At 58.1% G+C, this 1,269-nt stretch carries 2 protein-coding genes; both read right to left on the bottom strand.

Annotated features, from left to right (window positions below; genetic code table 11):
* The coding region (locus RTY00_RS03185; RefSeq protein ID WP_312663372.1) for a CoA pyrophosphatase at positions 1–486 on the bottom strand (486 nt) is incomplete at its 3' end.
* Position 487: 1 nt separating this feature from the next.
* The coding region (gene pabB / locus RTY00_RS03180; RefSeq protein ID WP_312663371.1) for an aminodeoxychorismate synthase component I at positions 488–1,269 on the bottom strand (782 nt) is incomplete at its 5' end.

Here is a 1,269-nt window from a genome sequence, read left to right as displayed (position 1 = left end):
CCAAACCTGATGTTGGCGATGACCGCGCCGCAAGGTGAGATCGCTGTAGCGGCTCAAACGCAGCGCTTCGGCCAGCGGCATGGCAAAGGCGCTTTCCACTTCGTCCGGATTAAGCTGCAACGCAAAATCAGCCGGAATAATGCCCACTACCGGCGTCACGGCGAAACCGGTGCTGCTGGTTACCGGCGGCAGAACGCCAATGATCTGCACCTGCTCCGGCTGAATTCCCACTTCTTCCTGTGCTTCACGCAACGCGGTGTGGATCAACGACACGTCAGTGGCATCCTGCATGCCGCCGGGAAACGCCACTTGTCCCGCGTGTTTACGCAGGTGGGATGAGCGGCGCGTGAGCAGCAAGCCAGGTTCTGCGCCGGCGATCACCGGGACCAGCACCGCCGCACGTCGTCCGCTGATGGCGCTTTTTGGCACATGCAGCGGCGGTTGCAGAACAAAGCGGCTGAGGAACTGCTCAAGGGTTAAATTCATCTCAGTTCTCATCACGCAGGCTGGGCAGAATACGATTCACCTTGTGAAAGGTTTCCTGATATTCGGCGTTCAGGTCGCTATCCGCCACTAATCCGCCACCGGCAGAGCAATAAAGCTGTTGGTTTTCCGCAATCAGCGTGCGAATGGTGATGCTGGTATCCATGCGGCCACACAGGCTGATATAGCCGATACTGCCACACCACGCGTTGCGACGATGCGGTTCTAACTCTTCGATAATCTCCATCGCGCGGATCTTGGGTGCGCCGGTAATCGAACCGCCAGGGAAACAGGCGCGCAGCAGATCGGTAGCACTTAGCGTTTCAGGCAAACGTGCACGCACGGTGCTAACCAGATGATGTACCGCCGGGAAAGGCTCGACCACGAACAGTTCCGGCACGCTAACGCTGCCGGGCACGGCCACGCGGCCAATATCATTGCGCAGCAGATCGACAATCATCAGATTCTCAGCGCGATCTTTCTCTGAGTTAGCGAGTTTCTCTGCCTGCAAACGATCGGCTTCGGCATCAGCAAGACGCGGCAAGGTGCCTTTAATCGGACGCGTTTCAATCTCCTGCTGCTGTAAAGCGAGGAAGCGCTCAGGCGATAAACTCAGCAGCGCGCTGTTTGGCAAACGCAGGAAGGCGCTGAATGGCGCGCGATTCGCCTGCGTCAGACGCAAAAATGCCTGCCACTCATCGCCGCGATAGCCCGCCTGAAAACGCTGCGCCAGATTCACCTGATAGCAGTCACCGGCTTGAATATAGGCTTGCACCGCGTTGAACC

Origin of the sequence: Pantoea sp. CTOTU49201, from assembly GCF_032054795.1 — a bacterium.
Classification (GTDB): Bacteria; Pseudomonadota; Gammaproteobacteria; order Enterobacterales; family Enterobacteriaceae; genus Pantoea; species Pantoea symbiotica.
The sequence above is the reverse complement of the archived record's forward strand: the minus strand, read 5'-3'. Positions and strand labels throughout refer to the sequence as shown.